Here is a 23,260-nt window from a genome sequence, read left to right as displayed (position 1 = left end):
AGATTGGGCTTGTCCAAATTTCCTGATACCTCTGTGGCATTATGCCAAGTGCCGGTATTTGGTTTATAGTCTGAAAGAGAGTTGATTTGTACTGTCTGTTGGGCAATGAGTCCTGCTTCAGGAAAAAATCCAGTCAGAAGTAGACAACCAATACAGGACGCCCAAGTTTTCAAATTGGTTATGGTCATTTTTGCAATGTATGTGGTATGAAATAAAGAAAATTTAAAGATCATAAAGATGCCTCAAAAGGGAGGTTTTTCCAAATGATTTGATTTTGTTAGATTGAGGAATAACCATAAAAATAGAAAGACAAGCTAATAAACTTGTCCTTCTTTCCATAAATAAGCCCTAATGATTATCTGTAGATTTATTTGATTATTTTTAAAAAATTCCTTTCAATAAACCTGTTTTTTCGTTATTCTATTTTTTACTTTATTCGTATTTCAAAAAAATTATCCATTTTCAGCAAGTGTCGGTATAATTAATTCACCCAAACAATTATTACCAGATTAAAAGTGACATTTGGCATAGTATTTTTTCCTCTAAATAAAACCACTTACCAAATTTTCACTAGCCTACTCATGGATAATCAAAAAAATGCTTTTGAAATATCTTGAATATTTATTTATTTTCTTTTTGATCACTGACACTAATTGCCAATACCATTTATTAACTGATACAAAGTTGGACAATAAAGGTAGTTTCCTGCTTATAATATGTTCTTTTATTGTTGTATAAATCCCATATTTACCTCTTATGGAAAGCAGTCCACGGCGATCTATCAGGAATTATAGCACTTTCCTTCCGCTGATAACTCTCAGTAATATTGCTACTACTGCAATGACCAAGAGAATGTGGATAATTCCACCACTGTTGTAGCCTAGGAATCCTACAGCCCAAATGATGATTAAAATAACTGCAATGATGTAAATAAGATTTCCCATTTTTCTGTTTGTTTTTAGTTAGATGATTGCTTTAATTTTAATAATTGATTCCTTGCTATTTATAAGTTCTTACCATCAAGACACCAAGTCGAATTTTCGAGTCTTGGATTTCAAACTCAAAGCAATAAAATCAACAAAACGATGACCAAAATCAGCGCTCCAACGGATAAATATACACCTCCGTTATTTCTTGTGATCTCTTTTTTGGTCTCCCTCAACTCGTTACGGAGATCTTTCTTTTCGGCTTTTGTCAAGGTGGATTTGTCCATCTCTTTGATTTCTTCCACTCTATCAATCAATAACTGAATTTCAGCAGGAGTCATGGTTGATTCAACTGGAATTTTCTTAGCTCCGATGGCAGAAACTGGACTTAGGCCAAGGGAAAATAAGATGACAACTGTGGCAGCGGTGATTCTTAAATTCTTCATAATTAGTGTTAAGTTGTTAAGTGCTGGGTGTAAATTTAAACAGAGGTAATTATTGGATGATCAAATTTTAATTTTGCATCACTGTACAAAGGTAAAATAATGTATGTCTGGTGTTTTATATAAATATGGGTAGTTCTTACATAAATTACATGTAATAACATGTTAATGTATGTAAAATGACAATTCCTGTTATTCTCTTTAGTATTTGGAAAACGGCCCCATTTGGGACATCTTTACCCAAGATTTATGATCAGCTATTCTATGACCAACAACGACATCCTGCGCAGCTTACGATATACTTTTGACTTCGGTGAGGATAAGATGATCAAGCTTTTTGAACTTGGAGGGAAGGATGTTTCCCGTGCAGAGGTAAGTGATTGGCTGAAAAAGGACGAGGATCCCGATTTTAAAGGGATTTATGACAAAGATTTGGCTTACTTCCTGAATGGCTTGATCATCGAAAAAAGAGGTAAAAAAGATGACGCGCTACCGGAAGCTGAAAAAACCCTGACCAATAATATGATCCTCCGAAAACTGAAAATCGCTTTGGAACTGAAGGATGAAGATATTTTAAGAATGTTGCATCAATTGGATATAAATATAAGCAAGCATGAACTCAGTGCTTTTTTTAGAAAACCTACCCAAAGTCAATACCGACTTTGCAAAGATCAGGTTTTAAGAAATTTTCTTAGGGGGCTTCAAATGAGGTATAGGACAGATTAGATTTTATGAGTGGGTACTTTTTAACCTATTACCAAGGTCATATTGAATTCTTTGTATTCAGATATAGATTGATATTGGATCTTATTAATATTGGTTCACGAAAGAGCGTTAATTAAAAAATTTAATCATTAATAAGACCGAAAGGATATTTACTGAGATTCGAGGAAATCTAGTATTTTTCATTCCTCGTAAAAGGCACGAACCGTACTGCTCCGAGGTTTGTGGTTTTCACTTTGCCTTTGAATAGAATCATAATCAACCAGATATGCTTCATTTTTTAACTGTGTTTACTTTCTAAATCAATATGAATTTACAGCTTTATTAAAAAGATTACAATTCGAGGTATTAATCCACTAAAGGAGGATTTGGAAAATTCTCAATTATATCACACTAATTTTAAATTCCTCCAGGAATTGATTTTGACAAAATCTAAGTGCCATATTGGCCGATTAAGTATGGAAGACCCTAATTAGAGGATTTTTTGAGTTGATTTAATTTTCCAATTTTTCAATCATCCAATCTTTCAATTCATTAAACCCAACTTACTTTCTTCCCCACTTCCAACTTTATGACAAAAGTCATATTCTTTAATGAGGTATGCTTTCTTTTTGCAATCAAATAGAGGATAGATTTGTCATCTAATTTGAATCCTATGTCAGGAATCCACAACTTTCTAATTATTGCAAACAATGATTGCCACTCAAACTCCACTACATAAATTCCATATTCCTGTTATGGGATTAGGCTTTACTGTAGATTCACCCATAAAAATTGCCCAGTATGGTATTTCTTCCGCTGTATCCATTATGGATGACCATTTGTTGGAGGATATAAGACGGATTTATTGCAGAAAACTGAAAATTTCTTATTTATATATTGATGAAAAAGAGGAAGATTATAGGGCAAAAAGAGTCAAAGCTTACCTGAACCTCCTTCATCATGCTGTTGAAAATCAAATACAGGAGCTCAAGCAACAGGATTTTGAAAGGGATGAGGCAATCAACCAATATTTTGAATTATTGCCAGAGGAACATCATTTATTTCAACTTTACAAAAAACTCCCCTTTGTATCAGAACCTGAAAAGGTAGAAATTAAAAAGACTTTGCAGGAAGCGATTGTTCCAGGAAGTATCGACGTCAATATCATGACCAAGGTGGATAAAATGAATTTTGATAGTAATGGGGTTGAATTGCCAAGGGAATATTCAGACGCTCTATCTGCATTAAGAGGTTTTGCCGAAAGTGATCTGAAAAGTGCTGTAGTTTTTTCAGCCGGATTGAATCCTGCATTGTATAGTTACATTGAACAATTCCCGGATTTTTTTCCTAACGATAAAGGAGAATTCAAAAAAAGAGTAATCCTCAAAGTATCAGACTATAGGTCTGCTTTGATTCAGGGTAGATTTATGGCCAAAAAAGGAATCTGGATATCAGAATTCAGGGTTGAGTCAGGCTTGAATTGTGGAGGACATGCATTTGCTACAGATGGTTTTTTGGTTGGACCTATTTTGGAGGAATTCAAAACCAATAGGGAAACTTTACGGGAAACGTTATTGACCGGATGTCAACAGGCTTTGCAGCAAAAAAGGCTGCCATTGCTACCAGAAAACATCAAACCTAAGATCACTTACCAAGGTGGAATTGGCAATGCTGAAGAAAACAGCTTTTTGATGGAATATTACCAATTGGACGGAACCGGTTGGGGAAGTCCCTTTTTGTTGGTTCCTGAAGCTACGAGTGTGGATAAAGATACCTTGGACAGATTGGTCAGGTCCAAAAAGTCTGATTATTACCTTAGCCATGCTTCGCCATTGGGAGTGCCTTTCAATAATCTAAGAATCAGTAGCGGGGAGGAGCAGCGAATCGCAAGAATTGACAAAAACAGGCCTGGAAGTCCTTGCTACAAGAAATTTCTGACTTTCAGCAAAGAGTTCTCTGATAAAGCCATTTGCACCGCATCTAGGGAATATCAAAACCTAAAAAGCAAACAATACAATGCAGGAGAAGTCACAGATAGGGAGTTGAACGAAGTATTGGAAAAGGACTGCCTCTGTGAAGGGTTGAGTGCGCCTGCAATATTGAATGCAGGGGAAACACCACGCCGAAACCTGTCTGCGGTGACGATCTGTCCTGGACCTAATCTGGCTTATTTCAAAGGTGTCTTTAGCCTTAAGGAAATGGTGGGGCACATCTATGGGAAATTTAATATCAACCTTGACGCTGAAAGACCTCATGTATTTATCAAGGAGCTTCAATTGTACATGCAATACCTGAAAGATGAAATGGGAAAGGCACTTCCTGAAAGCAGCCAGAAATTCGATACTTACATAGAAAAATTCAAAAGGAACTTGGAAACGGGCATTGAATATTACAACGAATTGACAGACGCGGTCTCTTTGGGAAAAGAAGAAGTCACCAAAATAATAAAAGAGCAACTGAATGCAATTCTCTTAGAACTTCAGGGAACCACTTTTATAGTATGAAATTGTAGCAAACCAAACATTCCATGAAATCTTCTTTTTAATCATAATTACAAAACAAAGTAAGGTTAAGTCAATCCCTTAATCTTTTATGAATACAACAGAACATCCAAAAACAAAAGAAATTTCGTTTCTATGGATCCATTAAAATTTAAAAATTCTATTTCAAAACCACACTAAGATGAAAAAATTTGAAGATTTTACTGTAAATGAAATTATCATAGCGGACTTTCGTGCAAGTACTGTATTCAGGAGATTTGGAGTTGACCCAATTTTAAATAAAGAAAAAATGATCAAAGAAGTCTGCGTTAGTTTTGATCTTAATCCGGATACTATTTTGGATAGAATTATTGAAGAAATGGAGGTTAATGTTCCTAAGCCTTTTAAAATGACAGCATAAAGGATGTAAGAATTTCTTCATTTTAAAATTAAAATTTTTGGTCCTTTAAATAAAATTCCAAGCTTAATAAGCTTTCAAAAATCCAAGGTGTCTTTTTTATTCCGTAATAGTTTTAAATAGTTAAGAATTCTAAATAAAAAAATTAAACAAAATAGATCTGTTTTTGTATTATTAATTACAGATAGAAAGATAAATTTATCTTTATTTTGTAAAGTTTTATTTAAATAAAAATTCTTATGTTTTCCAAAGCATGCCAATACGGAATCAAATCAGTAATATATATATGGAAGCAAAGTCAAATTGGTCAAAAAGTAGGTGCCAAAGAGATAGCGGCTTATGTTGATGCTCCGGAGCCATTTACCGCTAAAATCCTTCAGGAACTTGTCAGGAAGAAGTTGATAGGTTCACAAAAAGGACCGTCAGGTGGATTTTTTGCAGGTAAAGAACATGAGAAATATACATTAAAAGATTTGGTGGTTGTCATAGATGGTAATGAACTTTTTGATGGTTGTAGTCTTGGATTGAAACAATGTTCGGAAACGAATCCATGTCCCTTGCACAATGAAATTAAAAAAATAAGAGTCGAACTGGTGGAGATGCTGACAAAAAAAAGCCTGAAACAACTCGCAGAGGAAGTCGAAAGCGGTGAAACTGTCCTATCAAGATTAGCTTAGAATCGTTTGATCAAACTACAAGTTGTTTAACCTCTGATTCTTTTAATTTTTTATATTTCACAACTGCCAGGACCGATATCGTCAATAGAATCAAAACCATCCAGTAAACCCAATTGGGGACCGGCACAGGATCTCCTGCCGCATAGGAATGTAGCCCAGATAGGTAGTAATTCACCCCGAAGGAAGTCATGACAATCGAAGAGAAAGCCCATAGACTTGCAAGGTTGAATACAAGGCCGTCTTTGAATTTGGGAATCAATCTTAAGTGCAATACAAAAGCATAAACTATTACTGAGATCAAAGCCCAGGTTTCTTTGGGATCCCATGCCCAATACCTGCCCCAACTTTCATTGGCCCAAACGCCTCCAAGAAAAGTCCCGATTGCCAATAAAAACAAACCGATCGTAATGGACATTTCATTGACCATCTGAAGTTCCCGGATACTGCTCCACCATTGTTTGCTAGGACTATTGGGTTTGAAAATCGTCAGCATCAAACTCAATAAACCAATGATCGCAGATAGGGCCAAAGGTGCATAACTGCTTACAATGATGGCTACGTGTATTTTCAACCAATAGGAATTCAACACAGGCATCAAATTGGTGATTTCAGGATTGAGCCAATCCAAGAATCCAACGAAAAGTAAGGTTCCTGAAAAAAGGAGTCCAAGTGGTAAAGTAAATTTTGACTTGGAAGAAAACAACAGCCCAAAAAGCAATACTCCCCAAGCCACAAATACCAACATCTCAAACCCATCACTCCACGGTGGATGTTTGGCGATATACCATCTTAAACTCAGGTGGAAAGTAAATGCCAGAAAACCGAGCCAGGTTAATACTTTACCGACCGACCAGATTTTTTTCCAAATACCTTCATTATTGAAAAGCATCAAAATCCCCAAAAACAACATTCCGGCACCCAAGAGCCAAAACAGACCAAATAGCCTCGTTCCAAGGTTCAATTTGTTATAGAGTAGTTCGGCTTGGATTTCATTGGATGTGGGATACACTTCTTCCCCGATTTTTTGCTGATACAATGCGATGTAGGATAAGGTTTCATCAGCCTCTTCCCAGTTTCCTTCCTCGAGTCCTTTATTGAGCGCACTGAGGTAAATAGGAGTAATGTTTTTTACAAAAACGGCATCTTCTTCATCGAAACCCTGCATGTACTGTTGACCGGTAAACCAAGTGTTATTTCCGTCCAATTTGTTTGGAAAGAGACGTAAGAAGTCTCCCGTAAGCAAACCATAGAAAATATTGAATCTTTCATCAGTTTTAAGTAATTCTTTGTGTCCTTCATTTCTTTCGGCAGGCTTGAGTTGGTTGGCTTTTTCGACCAAATCCTGTATCAGATAATTCCCCTCATCATCCAAGAAATCCTTAAAGCTTATCCTATCGGTAGGTTCTTTGCCCAGCAGTTGGAAAACTTCAAAGGACTTTGCTTTATCGATCTTTATTAATGGTAAAAGACTGTAAGTACCGGGATCCATTTGAACAGCCAGGAGAAATTGTTCCGGACTCAATTGGATTTCACTCTCCTGATTTGGAATGGACACGTATGTTTTTCCGGTAAGCTTTCTGGTGTTTTCATTGGCCAATGTATTTAATGGCTTCATCCTTCCATCCAAATCCTGGACGATGAGTTTCCCGTATGCTTCCGCTTGGTTTAAGGGAATTACAGCAGGTTTTGCTGATTCTGTTTCCTGTGCAAAAATGTTGGCAGATATCGCTAAGAAAATCAATAAAGAAGCTGCTACTTTTTTGATATTGCCGAGTTTGGTATTTAGGATTCTGAACCTGCTTCCCTTCGCAAACAGGGTTAAAAACATCCCCACTGTCAAAAGCAGATATCCGAGATAGGTGATATATGTACCTGGTCTGTCCTGATTGACGGAAAGGACTGTTCCCCTTTCGTCGGTGTCATAGGAAGATTGGTAAAACCTGAATCCTTTATGATCCAATACATTGTTCATAAAAATCCTATAGGGAAATTCTTCTCCCTGATCCATGACCATGACCTCGCTGGCATAGCTTGCCGGACTTTGGCTTCCGGGATATCTTTCCAGTTCAAAGGCATTGAGGTAAAGGACAAAAGGCAATTGAATGGGTTTGGGCCCAAAGGTGGCCGAGTAGTTTTTACCTTTATGGGAAAACGTAGTCCAACTTGGATTGAAGCTGACCATTTTTACAAATGCCTCTGTGATGGTTTGACCTGAGTCATCCTTAATGCTGTATTTGACCACATCCAGTAGATTTTTGGCCAGATTGGGGTCATCTTCGGTTACATAGCCTAGTTTGGCGTTTTCATGGATTCCTTTGACCATAAATGCTCCTCCATCCCATTGGTAAAGTGTCCGTAATTGGAGAGATTGGGTTTCTCCCACATGCTGATTGCCCATTTTTTGGGTAGCCATCTCCATCAATTGCAAATGTTGATCGGATTCAATTTTCCAATTTTCATTTTCTTTAAAAATCCGGATATTGTGATTTGGGTCATTTTTGGTACTTAGGGTGAAGTCGCCCATTTGGATATATTTTCCTTTATCGACCAAATAATCTTCCCGGCCTGCTCCGATAGCAACAGCTAAATCAATAAAGGTCTCCGTTCCATCTAAAAAATCCTCTTTTGCACCCTGAATATATTCTTCAAAGACCACTTTGAATTTGGCCTCTCCCAATTTTGCGGAGATTGTTTTTGGTTCGAAGTCTTTGGAGAGCAGCAAAAGTGGTTTTTCAAAAGAATGAATACTATTATCACCGTTTTGATTGATCTGTAGGTAATGGGCAGTGGTATAAAAAGTATTTTCTTCTTGGCCCTGACGGATATGCATGATTCCCTCTTCACTGAAGTAGCGTGTCACTCCGGCACCGATGATGATAACGACAAAAGCAATATGGAAAAGCCCGATGGACCAACGGTTTTTATGGAATAGCCGATATTGATTGATATGTGCCAAAAAGTTGACTGCCATCCAGACCATGATGAGTTCAAACCACAAAGAGTCATACACCGTTGCCCGGGCAACGGGCGTTCCGTGGTCATTTTCTATAAAAGTAGCCACTGCCATAGATCCGGCAAATGCGATGAACAAGACTAATGTTACTTTGGTGGAAAGCAGTATTCGGGTAATTTTCATTGGTTTAGAGCAAAATGCCGATAAATCTGTTTTTCATGGTGGGACGGAAAATCAACATCAGGTAGGCCCAGTTTTGGGTTCCATTTGGATTGCTTAATCCCTGGATATTTTGGGTAAACACATCAGTAGCAAAGAACTGACTATATCCTCCCTGGATAGAGAAGGCATCATTGACAATCCATCCCATGGTGAAATCCAACTCTGAACCGAAATACCTACCGGTCGGAGGAGTTGGAGAAAAGCCATTGGTAATTCTGAATATTTCAGTATTTGAATAAAACAGATGGTAGTCAGCTTGCAAAAAGAAGTTCTTGCTGAAAGCATATCGGGATTTGATAAAGTAATCCTCAAGACCTTCTATGTTTTCATGATTGCCTCCTACATAGAAGAGATCCATGTAACCATTGAAGAGGTGGTTGGTGCCATATAGAGGATTATATGCTTCATTTTCTAAAGTCGTGCTTTTGTTACCACTGATATGTTCTAATCCGGCTGATAGGGTCCAGATTTTGCCCTCCTCTTTATTGACAGGAATGGTATGATTATAGGCCACGCTGAAATTGTATGCATTGAGGTTTCTGCCTACAATGTCTTTTCCGAATTGATGGTAATAAAATGCGGATACCTGAGAATTTCCGGAATTGTATTTAAAGGTTGGAACACCTAAAGTAGACCTGTAGCGGATTCCTTTCTCCAAAAGGACTCCATTTGCATTAACATTTTGCCATTCACGCCCATCATTCCAGAACAAAGCTGAAAACTGTACTTTCCCCCATTTGTTTTCATACCGGGCCATCTGGGCAATTTTATATTGATTTGGGGTGAAAAATGGCTGGTCTGTAAGCGCCATAGTTGTCTGATTATACCCGCCTCCAAAATGAAATTTCATATCGTCCTTTTCATGTTGGAAGAGAAGAAAGTCATGTGCCCTTCCCTGTAAGGCCCAATCTAAGTTGCCCAAGAATCTAAAGTTGTCATAATTAAGTTCCTGCCGACCAACCTTTACTTTCCAGGTGTCGGTAATTTTAGCTGTAGCCCAAGCTTCATGCACGGAAAGAAAATTATCTGTGGCTTTGACTTGTGGGGTACTTCCAAAAACCCGGATATCCTGAATCGACATATAAAAACTGAAATTTTCCATTTCGTATTTTGCCTGAAGCCTTGCACGGTGTGCCATAAATGCAAATGGATCCGCCGATTCTTCTATCAATCTACCGAAACCATTTCTGAATTCAGAGCGCTGCACATATTGACCATCTATGTTGAATTGGGCATGTAGGTGAAAGCAGGGCAAGCTTATCATTAGCAGCCCTAATATGATTTTAAAGGTTTTCATGGAATTTCAGGTTTTACCTGCTGCTTACAGTTTTTACTTCTTTTTTGGCCTCCCGGGCTTTTCCCTCTTTGAGCCATTGGGGTACTACCTGCTCAAGGAATTTAGATTTATCTTTCAGATCTTTTTCCATATCAAGTCCTATGTAGGTCTGCAAGGCAGCTTTGTTACTAAAGTCAGGCATATTAACCGGTTTGTTGTGGCCCAATGAGGCCAACAATCTGGTAAGCTGGATCCTACTTTCTTGGATGGTGCCCATGGCAGAGGTTATGATCCGGCTGGATTCCAATGGTGCGTGAAATGCTCCACCATGGGAAGCCACCACAAAATCCCATCTCCATTGAGCATGACGGATTCCAATCAATATTTCTTTCATCTGTTCCTCTGTAGCACCCAATTCCCAAGCTTTTCCTGCTTCAATGTGAGCCATGGCAAGTTGCTTTTGTATGCTGGAAGAACCTTCTTTTACTTTTCGCTGCCTTTCATACACATCGGTCATCAAGTCTTCTTGTTTTTCCCGATGACACACAAAACAGGAATTTTCCACATTGCTGAGCGGGGATCCGATATGGTGGTCTGTGAATTTTTGTCCGCCCTCGTTTTTGTAGGGCATATGACAATCTGCACAGGATACGCCTCTTTTGGCATGAATTCCCATTTCAAAGAGCTCATAGTCAGGATGCTGTGCTTTGATCATTTTCGCCTTACTGATAGGATGTGTCCAGTCAGCAAAATCAATATTGTCATAGTAAGTTTCCATAGCTTCCACACTCAATCCATCTTTCCAGGGGAAGGTGAGGTAATTTGCATTTTCTTTTCCCGGTTTGGTCTTGTCAAAATAATATTCCACATGACACTGAGCGCAGACCAAAGAGCGCATCTCCTGATGGGAAGCCTGATTGATGTCTTTGCCCATGGCCTCAAAAGCCTCAATGAGTGCAGGACGTGTGATGGTCAGGTTCATGGTCTGGGGATTATGACAATCAGCGCATCCAATGGGATTGATCACCTCCGAACCTAAACTGGACAGTTTGGTGCTGTAATATTCGGTAACCCCCATTTCACTCATCAGCCTGGGTACATCAGGGCTTTTACAAGTCCAGCACGTACTGGGCATTACCCCATCCCCCGGTTCCATAGGTGAACCAATGCGGACAGAGTTGAGAACATCCGTGATGGCGTAGGCATGTCCCCTTGGTTGATTATACCCTTTGCTGAAGGCATATCCTGCCCAGAGAACTATCAGTTCAGGCTGATGATCCAATACATCCATAAAGCCACTTGTATTGTACATACTTTTGAAAGTGGTGTCCTGGGTCTTCATATAGGATTGGTATTGTCTGGGATAATTCAACCCCCAAACAGAATCCCTGGGTTCGATTCCTTCAATCTGTACTTTTGGCTGATAGGCAAATCTTGCCTCGGTTTTTCTGTCCATAACAGAATAGGCCAGCATAGCCAGCAAAAAGACTATTACGGCTGTTAATCCAAAAAGAATCCAATTTTTCATGAGTGTCTGGTTTTGAAAATGATGTTTTTATTGCTTGGTTTTTTGCATGCTTTCTTTGAGCCATTGGGGGATAATTTCCAGATCGGGTGGGGCATGGGCCCGAATCGGTTCAATCTGATGACCTACAGATGCAAGACTCCTTATTTTTCCATGGGGCACTTCCCGATGACACTCCCAGCAGATTCTATCGGTTCGATGTGGAAAGTGGTTTTCTACCAATCCAATCAATTTGGCATCTGTTACCTGATCTTCATGGCATCGAATGCAATTGCTCTGAATGACTTTGATGGATGGTCCTAATGCTTTGATTACCTGTGGTTCAGCCCTTAGGGTAAAAACTGAAGCATGGTACAAACCATCTTTGGCTTTGAAAAAATATTTGTTTGCAATATTGTTATGGGGGACATGGCAGTCATTGCAATGGGCAACTTCCCTGTGTGAACTGTGTGTCCATGTGATATATTGGGGTGTCATGATGTGGCAATTGACACATGCCTGCGGATCATCAGACAAATAAGATGCAGAGTTGCTTAATCGTATCAAATATATACCCAAACCAAAAATAGCAGCAACCAAAATAGTGGCATAAGGTCTCCATGCTCTAGGCGGCACCAAGTTATATTTAAATAAATTTCTTTTGATTTTTTGTCGCTTACCCATTGGGCCTATCATTTATGATACAAAGTTGTCTAGAATTTAATCCTCAAAACATGATATAAATCATAATAGCTTTAAATTATAAAATAATTTGTGAAATTTAAAGATTCGAAGTCCTTTCTTTAAAATACATTATGATTTCCCATAATGTTGCCATTTACTTATTGCCGATCTAAAGCCGTATTTTAGTTCAACTCCATTCAAAGGTTGGTTTTTAAACATCCGGCTTCGTCCATGCCTACCCTCATTCAAGTGTCTTATAGCCATGTTTTTAAAAAAACCGGTTGTAACTTTTATATAGGCGGATATCCTGATAAATTTTTTTGAAATCATTTAATATCATGATTTTAATCATAAAAGATAAAAATCTCTTTTTTTATCTTGCGACCGTATTCAAACCCAAATCAAAATGAAATCGATATTAAAATCTTTTGCAATTATTGGTTCGCTCCTATTGATGATAGGATGTGGGTCCTCAGAAAGCCAAAATAACAGCAGCACTGCTTTGGAGACAACACATGTAGGTCAATCCGGAGTCAAAGATGATGTGTCCAATCCTAATATTGTACAGGTAGCGGTAGGTTCAGCCGATCATTCCACGTTGGTAGCAGCATTGAAAGCGGCTGATTATGTGGATGTCTTAACGAATGTAGGACCCTTCACGATTTTTTTTGCACCCACCAATACGGCATTTGATGCCTTGCCGGATGGTACGCTTACTACATTGACAAAAAAGGAAAACCAAAGACAACTACGGGATATTTTGGAATTCCATGTTCTGCTTGGGGTTTATAAAGTGGAAGACTTTGTAAATGGCAGAAAGCTTGGTACCGCCCATGGTGCTTCTGTAATCATTGAGAAGTCAGATGATGGTACAGTACTGGTCAATGGAGGTAAAATAGTCGGAAGTGTTCAAGCTTCAAATGGAATAATCCACGTGGTTGACAAGGTGTTGTTGCCTGATTGAAAATACTTATTTCTATAAATAATGGTTGTTGGTTTCTAAACCCAAAAAGCATTAGGCATTAGCTTGGTGCTTTTTTTGATTTTCCTTGGAACTGTTTTTATAATTTTCAACTATTTCATCATAAGTCATTCCTTCTGTGCCTTTGTCAATTACTTTTAGGAATTCTCCTTCCAAACAGTCTTCTCATTTTCCAATATTTCCTTTCCCCAAACAGGGACTTCTTTTTTGATTCTTTCTACCAATTCCTCACAGGCATCAATGGCCGCTTTACGGTGTTTGGAGGAAGTAAATACAAAAAGACAGATTTCTCCGGCTTTGACTTCCCCCAAACTGTGGTAAATGTGCATGCAGGAAAGTGGGTATTTGGCAAAGATGGCCTCACGAATTTCAAATGCTTTTTCCGAGGCCATTTCCTCATAAGCGGTATATTCGATGGCAGTGACTTTTCCTTCTTCTTTTTCATCCGCCCTTACTTGGCCCAAAAAAATGCTGTGGCCACCTATATCAGTTTTAGTGCTGTGATTGGCGATGGATTTGGCAATTTTATCCGGGGAAATTGCTCCCGATACAAATATGTTTTTTGGTGTTCTTTTAGATTCCATGATAGTTTTTGTTTATTGGTGAATCCATTGCTTCTATACCTCCCGATATAGAATGGATCTTTTTTCCCGGAAAAGCTTTTTCCAGGATTTTGACTGTTTTTAAACTTCTGATGCCACTTTGGCAAAATAATAACATAGGATCAATGGGACCCAAAACACCGGTAGTTTCTTCGATTTGAGAAATGGGTACCGAGATGTGGTCAAAATTCTTTAACCTGGGAGCTTCATCTTTTTCCCTGACATCGATCAGCTTTCCATCTGAAAATTTCTTCAAAAGCTCAATGGCTTCTCCCCAATTGATACTGTCTCCATTTCCACATACAACAGCATAGTCAATTTCCATGAATTCGGCAATGGTTTTTGGCATTGAAAAATGAGAGTCAGGACTTTTACTCAGGGATACTTCGTAGGATTGATGGTCAAGAAGATTATAGAAAAGCATTTTATCTATCAAGGTATTGCCATATCCGGTTACAAATTTTATAGCCTCTGTCGCCTGTATTGTCCCGATGATTCCCGGCAATACTCCCAAAACACCCGTCTCATTGCAATTGGGGATTTCATATGCTGTAGGAGGGTCAGGGAAAAGATCCCTATAATTGATGCTGTTTGCATCTTTTGCATTGAGGATACCAACCTGTCCCTGATTTTGATAGATGGCTCCAAAGACTAAAGGCTTTTCCAATAAAACGCAGATGTCATTTACCAAGTAACGTGTGGGGAAGTTGTCCGAACCATCCAGAATCAGGTCATATTTGGAGATTATAGATGCTGCATTTTCTGTGGTGATAAACTCAGGAACGCATTCAATGTGAATATCGGAATATTTGGATTTCAGGATATGTGCGGCAGTTTCTGCTTTGTTCATCCCCAGGTCACTTTCCCCAAAAAGTACCTGTCTGTTCAAATTGCTGACTGAAACCATATCACCATCCATAATACCTAAAGTCCCCACGCCTGCAGCAGCCAAATACAACAATGCCGGACATCCCAAACCCCCGGCCCCAATGACCAGGATTCTGGATTTCTTAAGTTTTTCCTGGGCCTCTTTTCCAAACCCGGGCAATACATATTGTCTTGCAAATCTGTCCATGCTTATTGTTTGTTCCAGTAATCCAGTTCTTCCCTGCTATTGATATTTGTCAAAGTCGTCGGTTCTGTCTTTTCAATTTCATCCATTTTCACAATGTGATGATCTTGGGAAGAAATAAAATCCTGCATCTTGAGGCGGTCATTTTCTATATGTTCCTTGAGTTCAGGAAGGATGGATTTGGGATAAATGGCCAAAAGCGGATTGATATATCCATTGGTCCCGGCCACGGTGATCTTGTTTTCTTTGCTATTATCAATCAAGTGACTTATTGCTTTTTTGGTGATAAAGGGCATATCACATCCCATCAGTAACACATAAGGAGCGGAGGTCTGTTCCAAAGCAGTAATTAAGCCTCCCATAGGACCTTTATTCTGAATTGAGTCCTTATATAAAGGTAAGTAAAATTGATTGTAATCGGGATTTGCTGAAATCAATTTTACCTCCAAAGGGATCGATTGCAAGGATTTGATAACTGAGGTAATCATAGGTGACCCATTTAATAAAGCCAAACCCTTATCTTCTCCCATTCGACGGCTTTTACCACCGGCTAATACAAATGCTTCTATGTCCTGTAATGCAACCACTGAATTCAATTTGTTTGGGAAAATAGATTTTCACATCTCCATCCCCACTGATATGTAAATATCGAAACTATTAGGGGGAATCAAAGAAAATATGGGTTACCGGCCAAATTAATGGGAAATCTGAATTCCATCGATTTAGCACGCTGAAGACGCTGATTTTGCAGATTAACACAGATTTTTATCAGCGATCATCAGCCATATCAGCGTCATCCGCGTTCCAGAGAAACACTTATTATTTCAATTAAAACTAATACAATATACGTACATATATTTTCGTAAATAAGTAAAAATACTTAGATATCTTAATTTAAATTTTTATCTTTCGATTGTCTTAGCCAATTACCGAAGCCCGGAATAACCAATTAGTCTATCAAACCTAAAACCTAACTTCATGAAGACACTTTCAAACAAGGCAACTTCGATTAATTTGCTGAATTTCAAAACACCGCAGATGCGGGCATTTCATTTATCCTGGGTGGCTTTTTTCCTTTGCTTTTTCGGTTGGTTCGGTATAGCGCCTTTGATGGCGGTAGTCCGGGAGGAGCTGGAACTGACCAAATCCCAAATCGGAAACATCATCATTTCATCGGTGGCAATTACTGTTTTTGCCAGGTTGGCCATAGGATGGATCTTGGACAAAATAGGTCCAAGGATTACCTATACCTATTTATTGATATTGGGTTCCATTCCGGTCATGTTGATCGGCCTGAGCAACAGTTATGAAAGCTTTCTGATTTTCAGATTGGCTATCGGCGCTATCGGTGCATCATTCGTAATCACCCAATACCACACCTCGGTGATGTTTGCACCCAATGTGGTAGGTACAGCCAATGCCACTTCGGCAGGATGGGGAAACCTTGGTGGAGGTGTGACCCAAATGGTCATGCCCATGATATTTGCACTGTTTGTTTCCTTGGGATTTTTGGACAAAGATGCCTGGAGGTATGCGATGGTTGTTCCAGGATTGGCCATGGTCGTTTGTGGTATTCTATATTATAAATTGACCACGGATTTGCCGGAAGGTAATTTCAAGGATTTGGCCAAAAATAATCCCGAGTTTCTTAAAAAGAAGAAAGAAAGCAAGGGTGCATTCAAAAAAGCGATGAAGGATTACAGGGTATGGGCCTTGTTCCTGATTTATGGTGCCTGCTTTGGGGTGGAACTTACCATCAACAATGTTGCGGCGATCTACTACCATGATTATTTCAAATTGGATCTCAAAACCGCCGGACTGATTGCAGGCCTGTTTGGACTGATGAATATTTTTGCCCGCTCAATGGGAGGATATTTTGGGGATAAAGCAGGAGTTAAACATGGTTTAAAAGGAAGGGTAATGTTGATGGGGGGATTGCTGTTTTTTGAAGGAATAGCGCTTTTGTTTTTCTCCCAAATGACTTGGTTGCCATTGGCCATCGGAAGTATGATTGTATTCAGTCTGTTTGTTCAGATGGCGGAAGGGGCTACCTATTCTGTGGTTCCATTTATCAATAAAAAGGCCATTGGTGCAGTTTCGGGTATAGTCGGGGCCGGTGGAAATGCCGGGGCAGTGATGGCCGGGTTTTTATTCAAAATGGAAGATATAAGTTACGCTCAAGGCCTTGCCATACTTGGTTTATTTGTCACAGGTATTTCGGTATTGTCACTTTTGGTCCGTTTTTCTTCCGCAGATGAAAAAGATGCCGCCTTCGAATTGGAAGCTTCTCTTGCAGAGAAAGCAGGGGAATTAGTTCCGGTTTATGAGATGGGAAAATGAATTGATACTGATTGATACCTGCCTTAATGCAGGCAGGTTGGGATATAAATAATCGGAGCTTGATAAATTTCAAAATCTCTATCCTTTGGTATGGATTTTCGACTCCTTTGGAGTCGCATGTTTATAGAAAGTGGGATCGTCTATAAACATACAACCCCACAGGGGTCGAATCAAAAGGACAAGCAAAGCGATAGAGGTTTCATAGTGAAAATCTTAAATCTATCCCAATTGTAAGACTTAAATCTACAATCTTAAATCTAAGATCTAAAATCAATAAGTCTACTAACCAGTAACTCATTACCTAATTACCAAACCATGAAACCGCAAAAATTCAAAAGCACTTGTTCTTACTGTGGCGTTGGTTGCGGGATTATTATAAATCGTGACCAAAAAGGGAAGATCAAAGTGGAAGGTGACCCCGACCACCCTGTGAACAAGGGAATGCTTTGTTCCAAAGGTATAAACCTGCATTATGTGGTAGAGGACCATACTGACAGATTGCTGTTTCCCCAAATGCGCTGGGGAAAAGGTCATCCTTTTGAAAAAGTTGGTTGGGACGCGGCTTTGGATAGGGCAGCGGCAGTTTTCCAATCCATGATCCGTAAATATGGTCCGGATTCAGTGGGTTTCTATGTTTCGGGGCAGTGCCTGACAGAAGAATATTACTTGGTCAACAAACTGGTCAAAGGTTATTTGGGTACGAACAACGTTGACACCAATTCCAGGCTTTGCATGAGTTCGGCAGTGATGGGCTATGCCATGACTTTGGGAGAGGATATCGTACCCGTTGCTTATGAGGACATCGAATTGGCGGACTGTTTCCTGGTAGCAGGGGCCAATCCTGCCTGGTGCCATCCGATATTATGGAGAAGGATCGAAAAACACAAAGAGCAAAACCCCCATGTCAAAATCATTGTCATTGACCCCCGGAAAACCCAGACCTGTTCCATAGCCGATTTGCATCTACAATTGCTACCGGGTACGGACACGGTGCTGCTTCAGGCTATCGGAAGATGCCTGATAGAAAATGGGGACATTGACCTGGAATTTATCCAAAACCATACGGATGGTTTTGATGCATACAAAGCTGAGGTATTTAATACTTCAGTACAGGATGCGGCTGCCATTTGCGGACTTTTGGTTGATGAGATCCGCATGGCAGCCCATTTTATTGGAGCTTCCAAAGGCTTTCTTAATCTTTGGGCGATGGGCCTGAACCAAAGCAGTGATGGGGTCAATAAAAACCTGGCACTCATAGACCTGAACCTGATTACAGGCCATATAGGAAAACCCGGTTCGGGACCATTTTCCCTTACCGGACAGCCCAATGCCATGGGGGGAAGGGAAGTAGGTGGTATGGCTACCTTGTTGGCCGCACACCGTAAATTGGCAGACCCAGCACATAGAAATGAAATCGCTGAATTTTGGGGAGTGGACAGCATTCCCGACAAACCCGGACTGACAGCCACCCAAATGGTGGAGGCATTGGAAGATGGTCGGATGAAGGCCATTTGGATCATCTGTACCAATCCTTTGGTCAGCCTGCCCGATGCCAAAAGGGTGGAAGCAGCCCTTCAAAAAGCCAAGTTTGTGGTGGTACAGGATATATCTTCCAAGAATGCCGGCATCCCGTATGCCGACCTCGTTTTGCCCGCAGCAGGATGGGCAGAAAAGGAAGGCACCATGACCAATTCCGAAAGAAGGGTTTCCTACCTGAACAAGGCAGTTGAAGCTCCCGGGGAGGCATTACCGGATTCGGATATTTTGATCAGGTTTGCCCAAAAAATGGGATTTGCTGGTTTTGATTTTCCAAGTACTGAACAGGTATTTGCAGAGCATGCGGCTTTGACCAAAGGATCAAATATTGATATTTCAGGACTAGATTATACTTACCTCAAAGAAAAAGGAACTGTTCAATGGCCTTTTGTTTCGGCATCCCTGCCACCTTCTGTTCGATTATTTGAGGACAAAAAATTCTATACCCCAAACCAAAAAGCACAGATCAAAACTTCAGGCCCCCGGTCACAAGCTGAAGAAATCACTCCTGATTTCCCCATGATTTTGACTACCGGACGGGTCCGTGACCAATGGCATACCATGACCAGGACGGGGAAAGTCAGCAAATTGGGTCAGCACAAACCGCTACCTTATTTGGAAATCCATCCTTATGATGCCATGGAAAGGGGGATTCAGGAAGGGGATACCGTGGAAATCCAAGGTAAAAGGGGGAAAGTAAAAGTCCATGCCAAGGTCACCGAAGACATCCGAAGGGGAGTGGTATTTCTGCCAATGCACTGGGGTAAAATCCTGGGCAATGACTTTGCCCGTGCCAATAACCTGACAGGAAATGCCATCGACCCCATTTCCAAACAACCTGATTTTAAATTTTCGGCTGTTGAGGTTTCCAAATTTCAAAAACCAAAACAGAAAGTTGTCATTATAGGTGCCGGTGCCGCTGCTTACCGTTTTATACAAACTTATAGGGAGCTGAATAAGGAGGATGAAATCCACGTTTTTTCCCAAGAAAAATATCCATTTTACAACAGGGTCTTGCTGCCGGATTATGTGAGTCAGCATAAGACCTGGGAAGATCTTCAAAAATTCAAAGAAGGTGAAATTGAGGAAATGGATATCAATCTCTTTGTTGAAAATGGGATTGCAGTGATTGACAAGGACAGTAAAACAGTCACTGACGAAAAAGGCAGGATCCATAATTACGATTTGTTGGTCATGGCGACGGGTAGCCGGGCCTTTGTTCCGGGAGATGCCCCCATGCATCTATCGGGTGTCTTTACAATGCGGAACAGGTCCAATGCGGATGGCCTGATAGACTACCTTGGAGGAAAAGGCCATGTGATGATTGTCGGTGGAGGATTGTTGGGATTGGAACTGGCGGCTTCCTTGCGTGAAGTGGACATTCAAGTGACCGTAATCCAATTGGCTTCCAGATTGATGGAAAGGCAATTGGATCCTTTGGCCAGTACCTTGTTGGTTGAAAAAATCGAGGAGATGGGAGTGAAGCTGTTCCTGAACAATCAGGTAAACCGACTTGAAAATTCAATTGACCAAAAAAGCATCAAAGCATATTTGAAAAGCGGTGCCACCGTCGATTGCAATGCCGTGGTCTATGCCATAGGTACCCGGCCTAATTCAGAGCTCGCAAAATCCGCAGGATTGGAATGTGGATTTGGAGTTAAAGTCAATGAATACCTGCAAACCTCCGATCTGAATGTCTTTGCTTTGGGGGAAATTGCCGAATTCAAACAAAAGCTCAATGGCATCACCGCTGCCGCGGAGCAGCAAGCAGATATAGCTGCAAGATTTATCAACGGTGACCAACTCAGCATGTACAAAGGAACCGTTTCCATGAATATCCTTAAGTTTGCAGAATTGGATCTGTGTTCCTTAGGAATGCCTGAGATACCTGCCAATGCAGAAGGTTATGAGGAAATTCTCTTATTGGACAAAGCTCATAGGTTTTATAAAAAATGCATTGTCTACCAGGACAAGTTGGTGGGTGCTATATTAATGGGGGACAAGTCCGAATTTGCCGAGTTCAAAAACCTGATCGAGGAAAAGATTGAGCTTTCCGACAAAAGGCAAGAGCTCTTAAGGGGCAAATCCGCACAGGAACCCGTATTGGGGAAACTGGTCTGTTCCTGTGGAAACATAGGCGAAGGCAATATTGAAAAAACCATTCAGAATGGCTGTACCGATTTCAGGCAACTGTGCCAAAAAACAGGCGCTGGCTTAGGATGCGGAAGCTGCAAACCCGAAATCAAACATATTTTGAATCAATTTAGTAACTTGGCAGAGGAGGTTTGATGGGAGAAGGGTAGATTGGAAGATTGGAAAATTTTAAAATTGAAAAATTGTAAAAACTATCTTGAGAAGGGAGGTTTTGGTCATTCGATATTCATCATTCGGTGTTCTTTATTCGAAATTCGAAATTTCAAGATTTGGATGGTCTCCCCAAAACTTCATCATTCATTATTCGGCGTTCGATATTCGATATTAAAAATTGAGCGAATTATGGTAAGAAGCCACAATATCTTGGTTCTTTGTAAATAGTACATAGTACTTAAAACTTCTCCTTTCACCGAGCAAAACCTTCGAGGTCAAAAAAAGACCTCAAAGGTTAAACCACCCCAGTCTCACATCTAACGTCTCACGTCTCACATCTCAAATAAATGTCAATAAAATTCACTGAATCCCCGGTCAAAAAATCAGAACTTGTAAGGGTTTTTGTGAAGGGGGGGATTATGTCTCCGGGGGATTTTCAGAAAATCATCCATACAGCAAACAACCTTGGGACATCCGAAATCCATTTGGGTTCCCGGCAGGATATCTTGTTTTCCTTGGCGGAAAAAAACCCGGAATTGCTGGAAGAAACTTTTCGGTCGATACAGACTGCCTACGATACCGATGGAGAGTCCTATCAGAATATCGTAAGTTCCTACACGGCTTTGGACGTGATGCCCACGACCCATTGGCTTGCTTCCCATATTTACCATTATATCCTGGATACTTTTGATTACAAACCAAAGTTCAAAATCAACATCACCGATCCGGTTCAGAACCTGGTTCCGCTTTTTACAGGAAACATCAATTTTGTGGCCTCCAATCAGGAAAATTACTGGTACCTGTTTTTGAGGTTTTCTGAGATAGACAGTAAACCTTGGTGTGCACCCAAACTGGTTTTTGGTTATGACCTGGCCAAACTTGCCAAAAGGATAGAGGAGCTTAATCCTTTGGAAAACAATATGGGCTTTCAGGAAATCTACCAAAAGGCAATGGAGGGACTCTCCATCAATACCCAAGCCGTCGAACAGGAACTTGGTTACCCCGAATCCACCTCACCATATTATGAAGGGATGAACCGGGTAGCAGGAGGGAAGTATTGGTTGGGATTGTATTGGAGAAATAACCGCTTCAGCATCAACTTTCTGAAAGCCTTGTGCGAACTCTGTCTGGAAACCAATATCGGCAAACTCAGCCTTACCCCATGGAAATCCCTGATTGTGCGTGGGATTGAGGAAAAGGACAGGCTTAGCTGGGAAAAGCTGCTCGGTAGGTATGGCATCAATATCCGTCACAGTTCCCTCGAGCTCAACTGGCACCTGCCCGTGCTGGACGAAGAGGCCCTTGAAATCAAGAATTACCTCGTGCGTGCCCTGGACAAGCAGGACATCAGCACCTATGGCCTTTCCTTTTCGGTCAAAACCCGGCACATGGTGGCCTTCACTTCCATCGTCATCGAGAAAAACCCCAAAGCAACGGAAAAGGAACCCGACACTTTCAATATCCTGTATTCCCGGGATTTCAATCCCAACCTTTCCGAATACTATTATTTTGTCAAAAATGTGGCCATGGAAATCATCCCTGCCCTATTGATCCAACTCAGCCACAAATACTACGACCAACTGCAGGTCAAAAAACCTGCCGATAAACCAGAAAGCACCACTGAGTCCAAACCCAAAAAATCCAGGAAATACCAATGCTCCTCCTGCCTGACCATCTATGACGAACAGATCGGCGATCCCGATGCCGGAATTGCCCCCGGAACGGAATTTTTAAAGCTGCATAATGATTACACTTGCTCAGTCTGTGATAGTCCGAAAGCGGGGTTTAGGTTGATTTAAAGGAATTTGGTCATCTTTTATCCATCATCGGAGTTTCAGAAAATCGAACTTATAGAGAGTTTGAGGAAATCCTTTATACCTTATATAAGGTAAATCATTAGACAAACAACTTTTCTTTGGAGATTAAGAATTAAATGGTAGTTTTATTTAGCAGCTATTAAAATGAAGGAAAAGGCTTAGACTTTTGATCTTTCCTTAAATCCGCAGGCGGATGAGGAAAAAAGCCGAAAAAGCGGCTGATTTTTTTTGAATCAGGCTTTTCCGGCTCGTTTTTTTTCACTTATTTGAGTGCTGCGAAACATCACAAACAAGCGGATGAAAGTTACAAAATCAG

18 protein-coding genes are annotated in these 23,260 nt (G+C 40.3%); 8 read left to right on the top strand and 10 right to left on the bottom strand.

The annotated features are described in order from the left end of the window. The 3 genes from ACEW8O_RS18980 to ACEW8O_RS18970 all read right to left on the bottom strand — a co-directional run. On the bottom strand, positions 1-188 hold a 188-nt coding region (locus tag ACEW8O_RS18980; RefSeq protein WP_373496201.1), incomplete at its 3' end, for a hypothetical protein. Between the two features lie 600 nt (positions 189-788). Then, positions 789-944 (bottom strand): lmo0937 family membrane protein, encoded by a 156-nt coding sequence (locus ACEW8O_RS18975; protein ID WP_373496200.1) that lies wholly within the window; start codon positions 942-944, stop codon positions 789-791. Positions 945-1,060: 116 nt separating this feature from the next. Then, entirely contained in the window at positions 1,061-1,372 is a 312-nt protein-coding gene (locus ACEW8O_RS18970; protein ID WP_373496199.1) for a hypothetical protein, read from the bottom strand. 261 nt (positions 1,373-1,633) lie between these two features. Between ACEW8O_RS18970 and ACEW8O_RS18965 the strand changes: the two genes are divergently transcribed. From ACEW8O_RS18965 to ACEW8O_RS18950, 4 genes are all read left to right on the top strand, one after another. Further along, complete coding sequence (locus ACEW8O_RS18965) at positions 1,634-2,095, top strand: DUF1456 family protein (protein WP_373496203.1); 462 nt, start codon at positions 1,634-1,636, stop codon at positions 2,093-2,095. 689 nt (positions 2,096-2,784) lie between these two features. Next, positions 2,785-4,578: a hypothetical protein gene (locus ACEW8O_RS18960; RefSeq protein WP_373496198.1), complete on the top strand. Its 1,794-nt coding sequence runs from the start codon at positions 2,785-2,787 to the stop codon at positions 4,576-4,578. A gap of 178 nt (positions 4,579-4,756) precedes the next feature. Beyond that, positions 4,757-4,975 carry a hypothetical protein gene (locus tag ACEW8O_RS18955; RefSeq protein ID WP_373496197.1) on the top strand — a complete coding sequence of 73 codons (219 nt, stop codon included), beginning with the start codon at positions 4,757-4,759 and terminating at the stop codon, positions 4,973-4,975. Between the two features lie 236 nt (positions 4,976-5,211). Further along, a complete protein-coding gene (locus ACEW8O_RS18950) occupies positions 5,212-5,649 on the top strand; it encodes an Rrf2 family transcriptional regulator (protein ID WP_373496196.1) in 438 nt (145 codons plus the stop codon). Between the two features lie 10 nt (positions 5,650-5,659). Here the strand turns inward: ACEW8O_RS18950 and ccsA are convergent, their stop codons facing one another. From ccsA to nrfH, 4 genes are read right to left on the bottom strand one after another with little or no spacing between them, the layout of a single operon-like run. After that, entirely contained in the window at positions 5,660-8,785 is a 3,126-nt protein-coding gene (ccsA, locus tag ACEW8O_RS18945; RefSeq protein ID WP_373496195.1) for a cytochrome c biogenesis protein CcsA, read from the bottom strand. Between the two features lie 4 nt (positions 8,786-8,789). Then, positions 8,790-10,121 carry an alginate export family protein gene (locus ACEW8O_RS18940; protein WP_373496194.1) on the bottom strand — a complete coding sequence of 444 codons (1,332 nt, stop codon included), beginning with the start codon at positions 10,119-10,121 and terminating at the stop codon, positions 8,790-8,792. Between the two features lie 13 nt (positions 10,122-10,134). Then, positions 10,135-11,628 carry an ammonia-forming cytochrome c nitrite reductase gene (nrfA, locus tag ACEW8O_RS18935; RefSeq protein ID WP_373496193.1) on the bottom strand — a complete coding sequence of 498 codons (1,494 nt, stop codon included), beginning with the start codon at positions 11,626-11,628 and terminating at the stop codon, positions 10,135-10,137. A gap of 27 nt (positions 11,629-11,655) precedes the next feature. Continuing rightward, on the bottom strand, positions 11,656-12,288 hold the full coding sequence (nrfH, locus tag ACEW8O_RS18930) for a cytochrome c nitrite reductase small subunit (protein ID WP_373496192.1): 633 nt from the start codon (positions 12,286-12,288) through the stop codon (positions 11,656-11,658). A 406-nt stretch (positions 12,289-12,694) separates the two neighbouring features. On the opposite strand from nrfH, the gene ACEW8O_RS18925 reads away from it, so the two are divergent. Next, positions 12,695-13,252, top strand: a complete 558-nt coding sequence (locus ACEW8O_RS18925; protein WP_373496191.1) for a fasciclin domain-containing protein — start codon at positions 12,695-12,697, stop codon at positions 13,250-13,252. Positions 13,253-13,407: 155 nt separating this feature from the next. On the opposite strand, the gene ACEW8O_RS18920 is transcribed toward ACEW8O_RS18925, so the two are convergent. Genes ACEW8O_RS18920 through ACEW8O_RS18910 form a run of 3 tightly spaced genes read right to left on the bottom strand, consistent with a single transcriptional unit; the run spans position 13,408 to position 15,531 of the window. After that, on the bottom strand, positions 13,408-13,854 hold the full coding sequence (locus ACEW8O_RS18920; RefSeq protein ID WP_373496190.1) for a molybdenum cofactor biosynthesis protein MoaE: 447 nt from the start codon (positions 13,852-13,854) through the stop codon (positions 13,408-13,410). Then, complete coding sequence (locus tag ACEW8O_RS18915) at positions 13,844-14,947, bottom strand: ThiF family adenylyltransferase (RefSeq protein ID WP_373496189.1); 1,104 nt, start codon at positions 14,945-14,947, stop codon at positions 13,844-13,846. Before ACEW8O_RS18915 ends, ACEW8O_RS18920 begins: the two co-directional genes overlap by 11 nt. A 2-nt stretch (positions 14,948-14,949) precedes the next feature. Next, a complete protein-coding gene (locus tag ACEW8O_RS18910; protein ID WP_373496202.1) occupies positions 14,950-15,531 on the bottom strand; it encodes a molybdenum cofactor guanylyltransferase in 582 nt (193 codons plus the stop codon). 391 nt (positions 15,532-15,922) lie between these two features. On the opposite strand from ACEW8O_RS18910, the gene ACEW8O_RS18905 reads away from it, so the two are divergent. The 3 genes from ACEW8O_RS18905 (at position 15,923) to ACEW8O_RS18895 (ending at position 22,926) form a co-directional block, all read left to right on the top strand. Next, positions 15,923-17,284, top strand: a complete 1,362-nt coding sequence (locus tag ACEW8O_RS18905) for a NarK family nitrate/nitrite MFS transporter (protein WP_373496188.1) — start codon at positions 15,923-15,925, stop codon at positions 17,282-17,284. A gap of 315 nt (positions 17,285-17,599) precedes the next feature. Beyond that, positions 17,600-21,109, top strand: coding sequence for a molybdopterin-dependent oxidoreductase (locus tag ACEW8O_RS18900; RefSeq protein WP_373496187.1), 3,510 nt, complete (start codon positions 17,600-17,602; stop codon positions 21,107-21,109). 365 nt (positions 21,110-21,474) lie between these two features. Then, positions 21,475-22,926 (top strand): rubredoxin, encoded by a 1,452-nt coding sequence (locus ACEW8O_RS18895; protein WP_373496186.1) that lies wholly within the window; start codon positions 21,475-21,477, stop codon positions 22,924-22,926. Positions 22,927-23,260: the final 334 nt, after the last annotated feature.

It is taken from the genome of Aquiflexum sp. (genome assembly GCF_041749095.1).
Lineage (GTDB): Bacteria > Bacteroidota > Bacteroidia > Cytophagales > Cyclobacteriaceae > Aquiflexum.
Note: the sequence above shows the minus strand (reverse complement) of the source record. Positions and strands in the feature narration are given on the sequence as shown.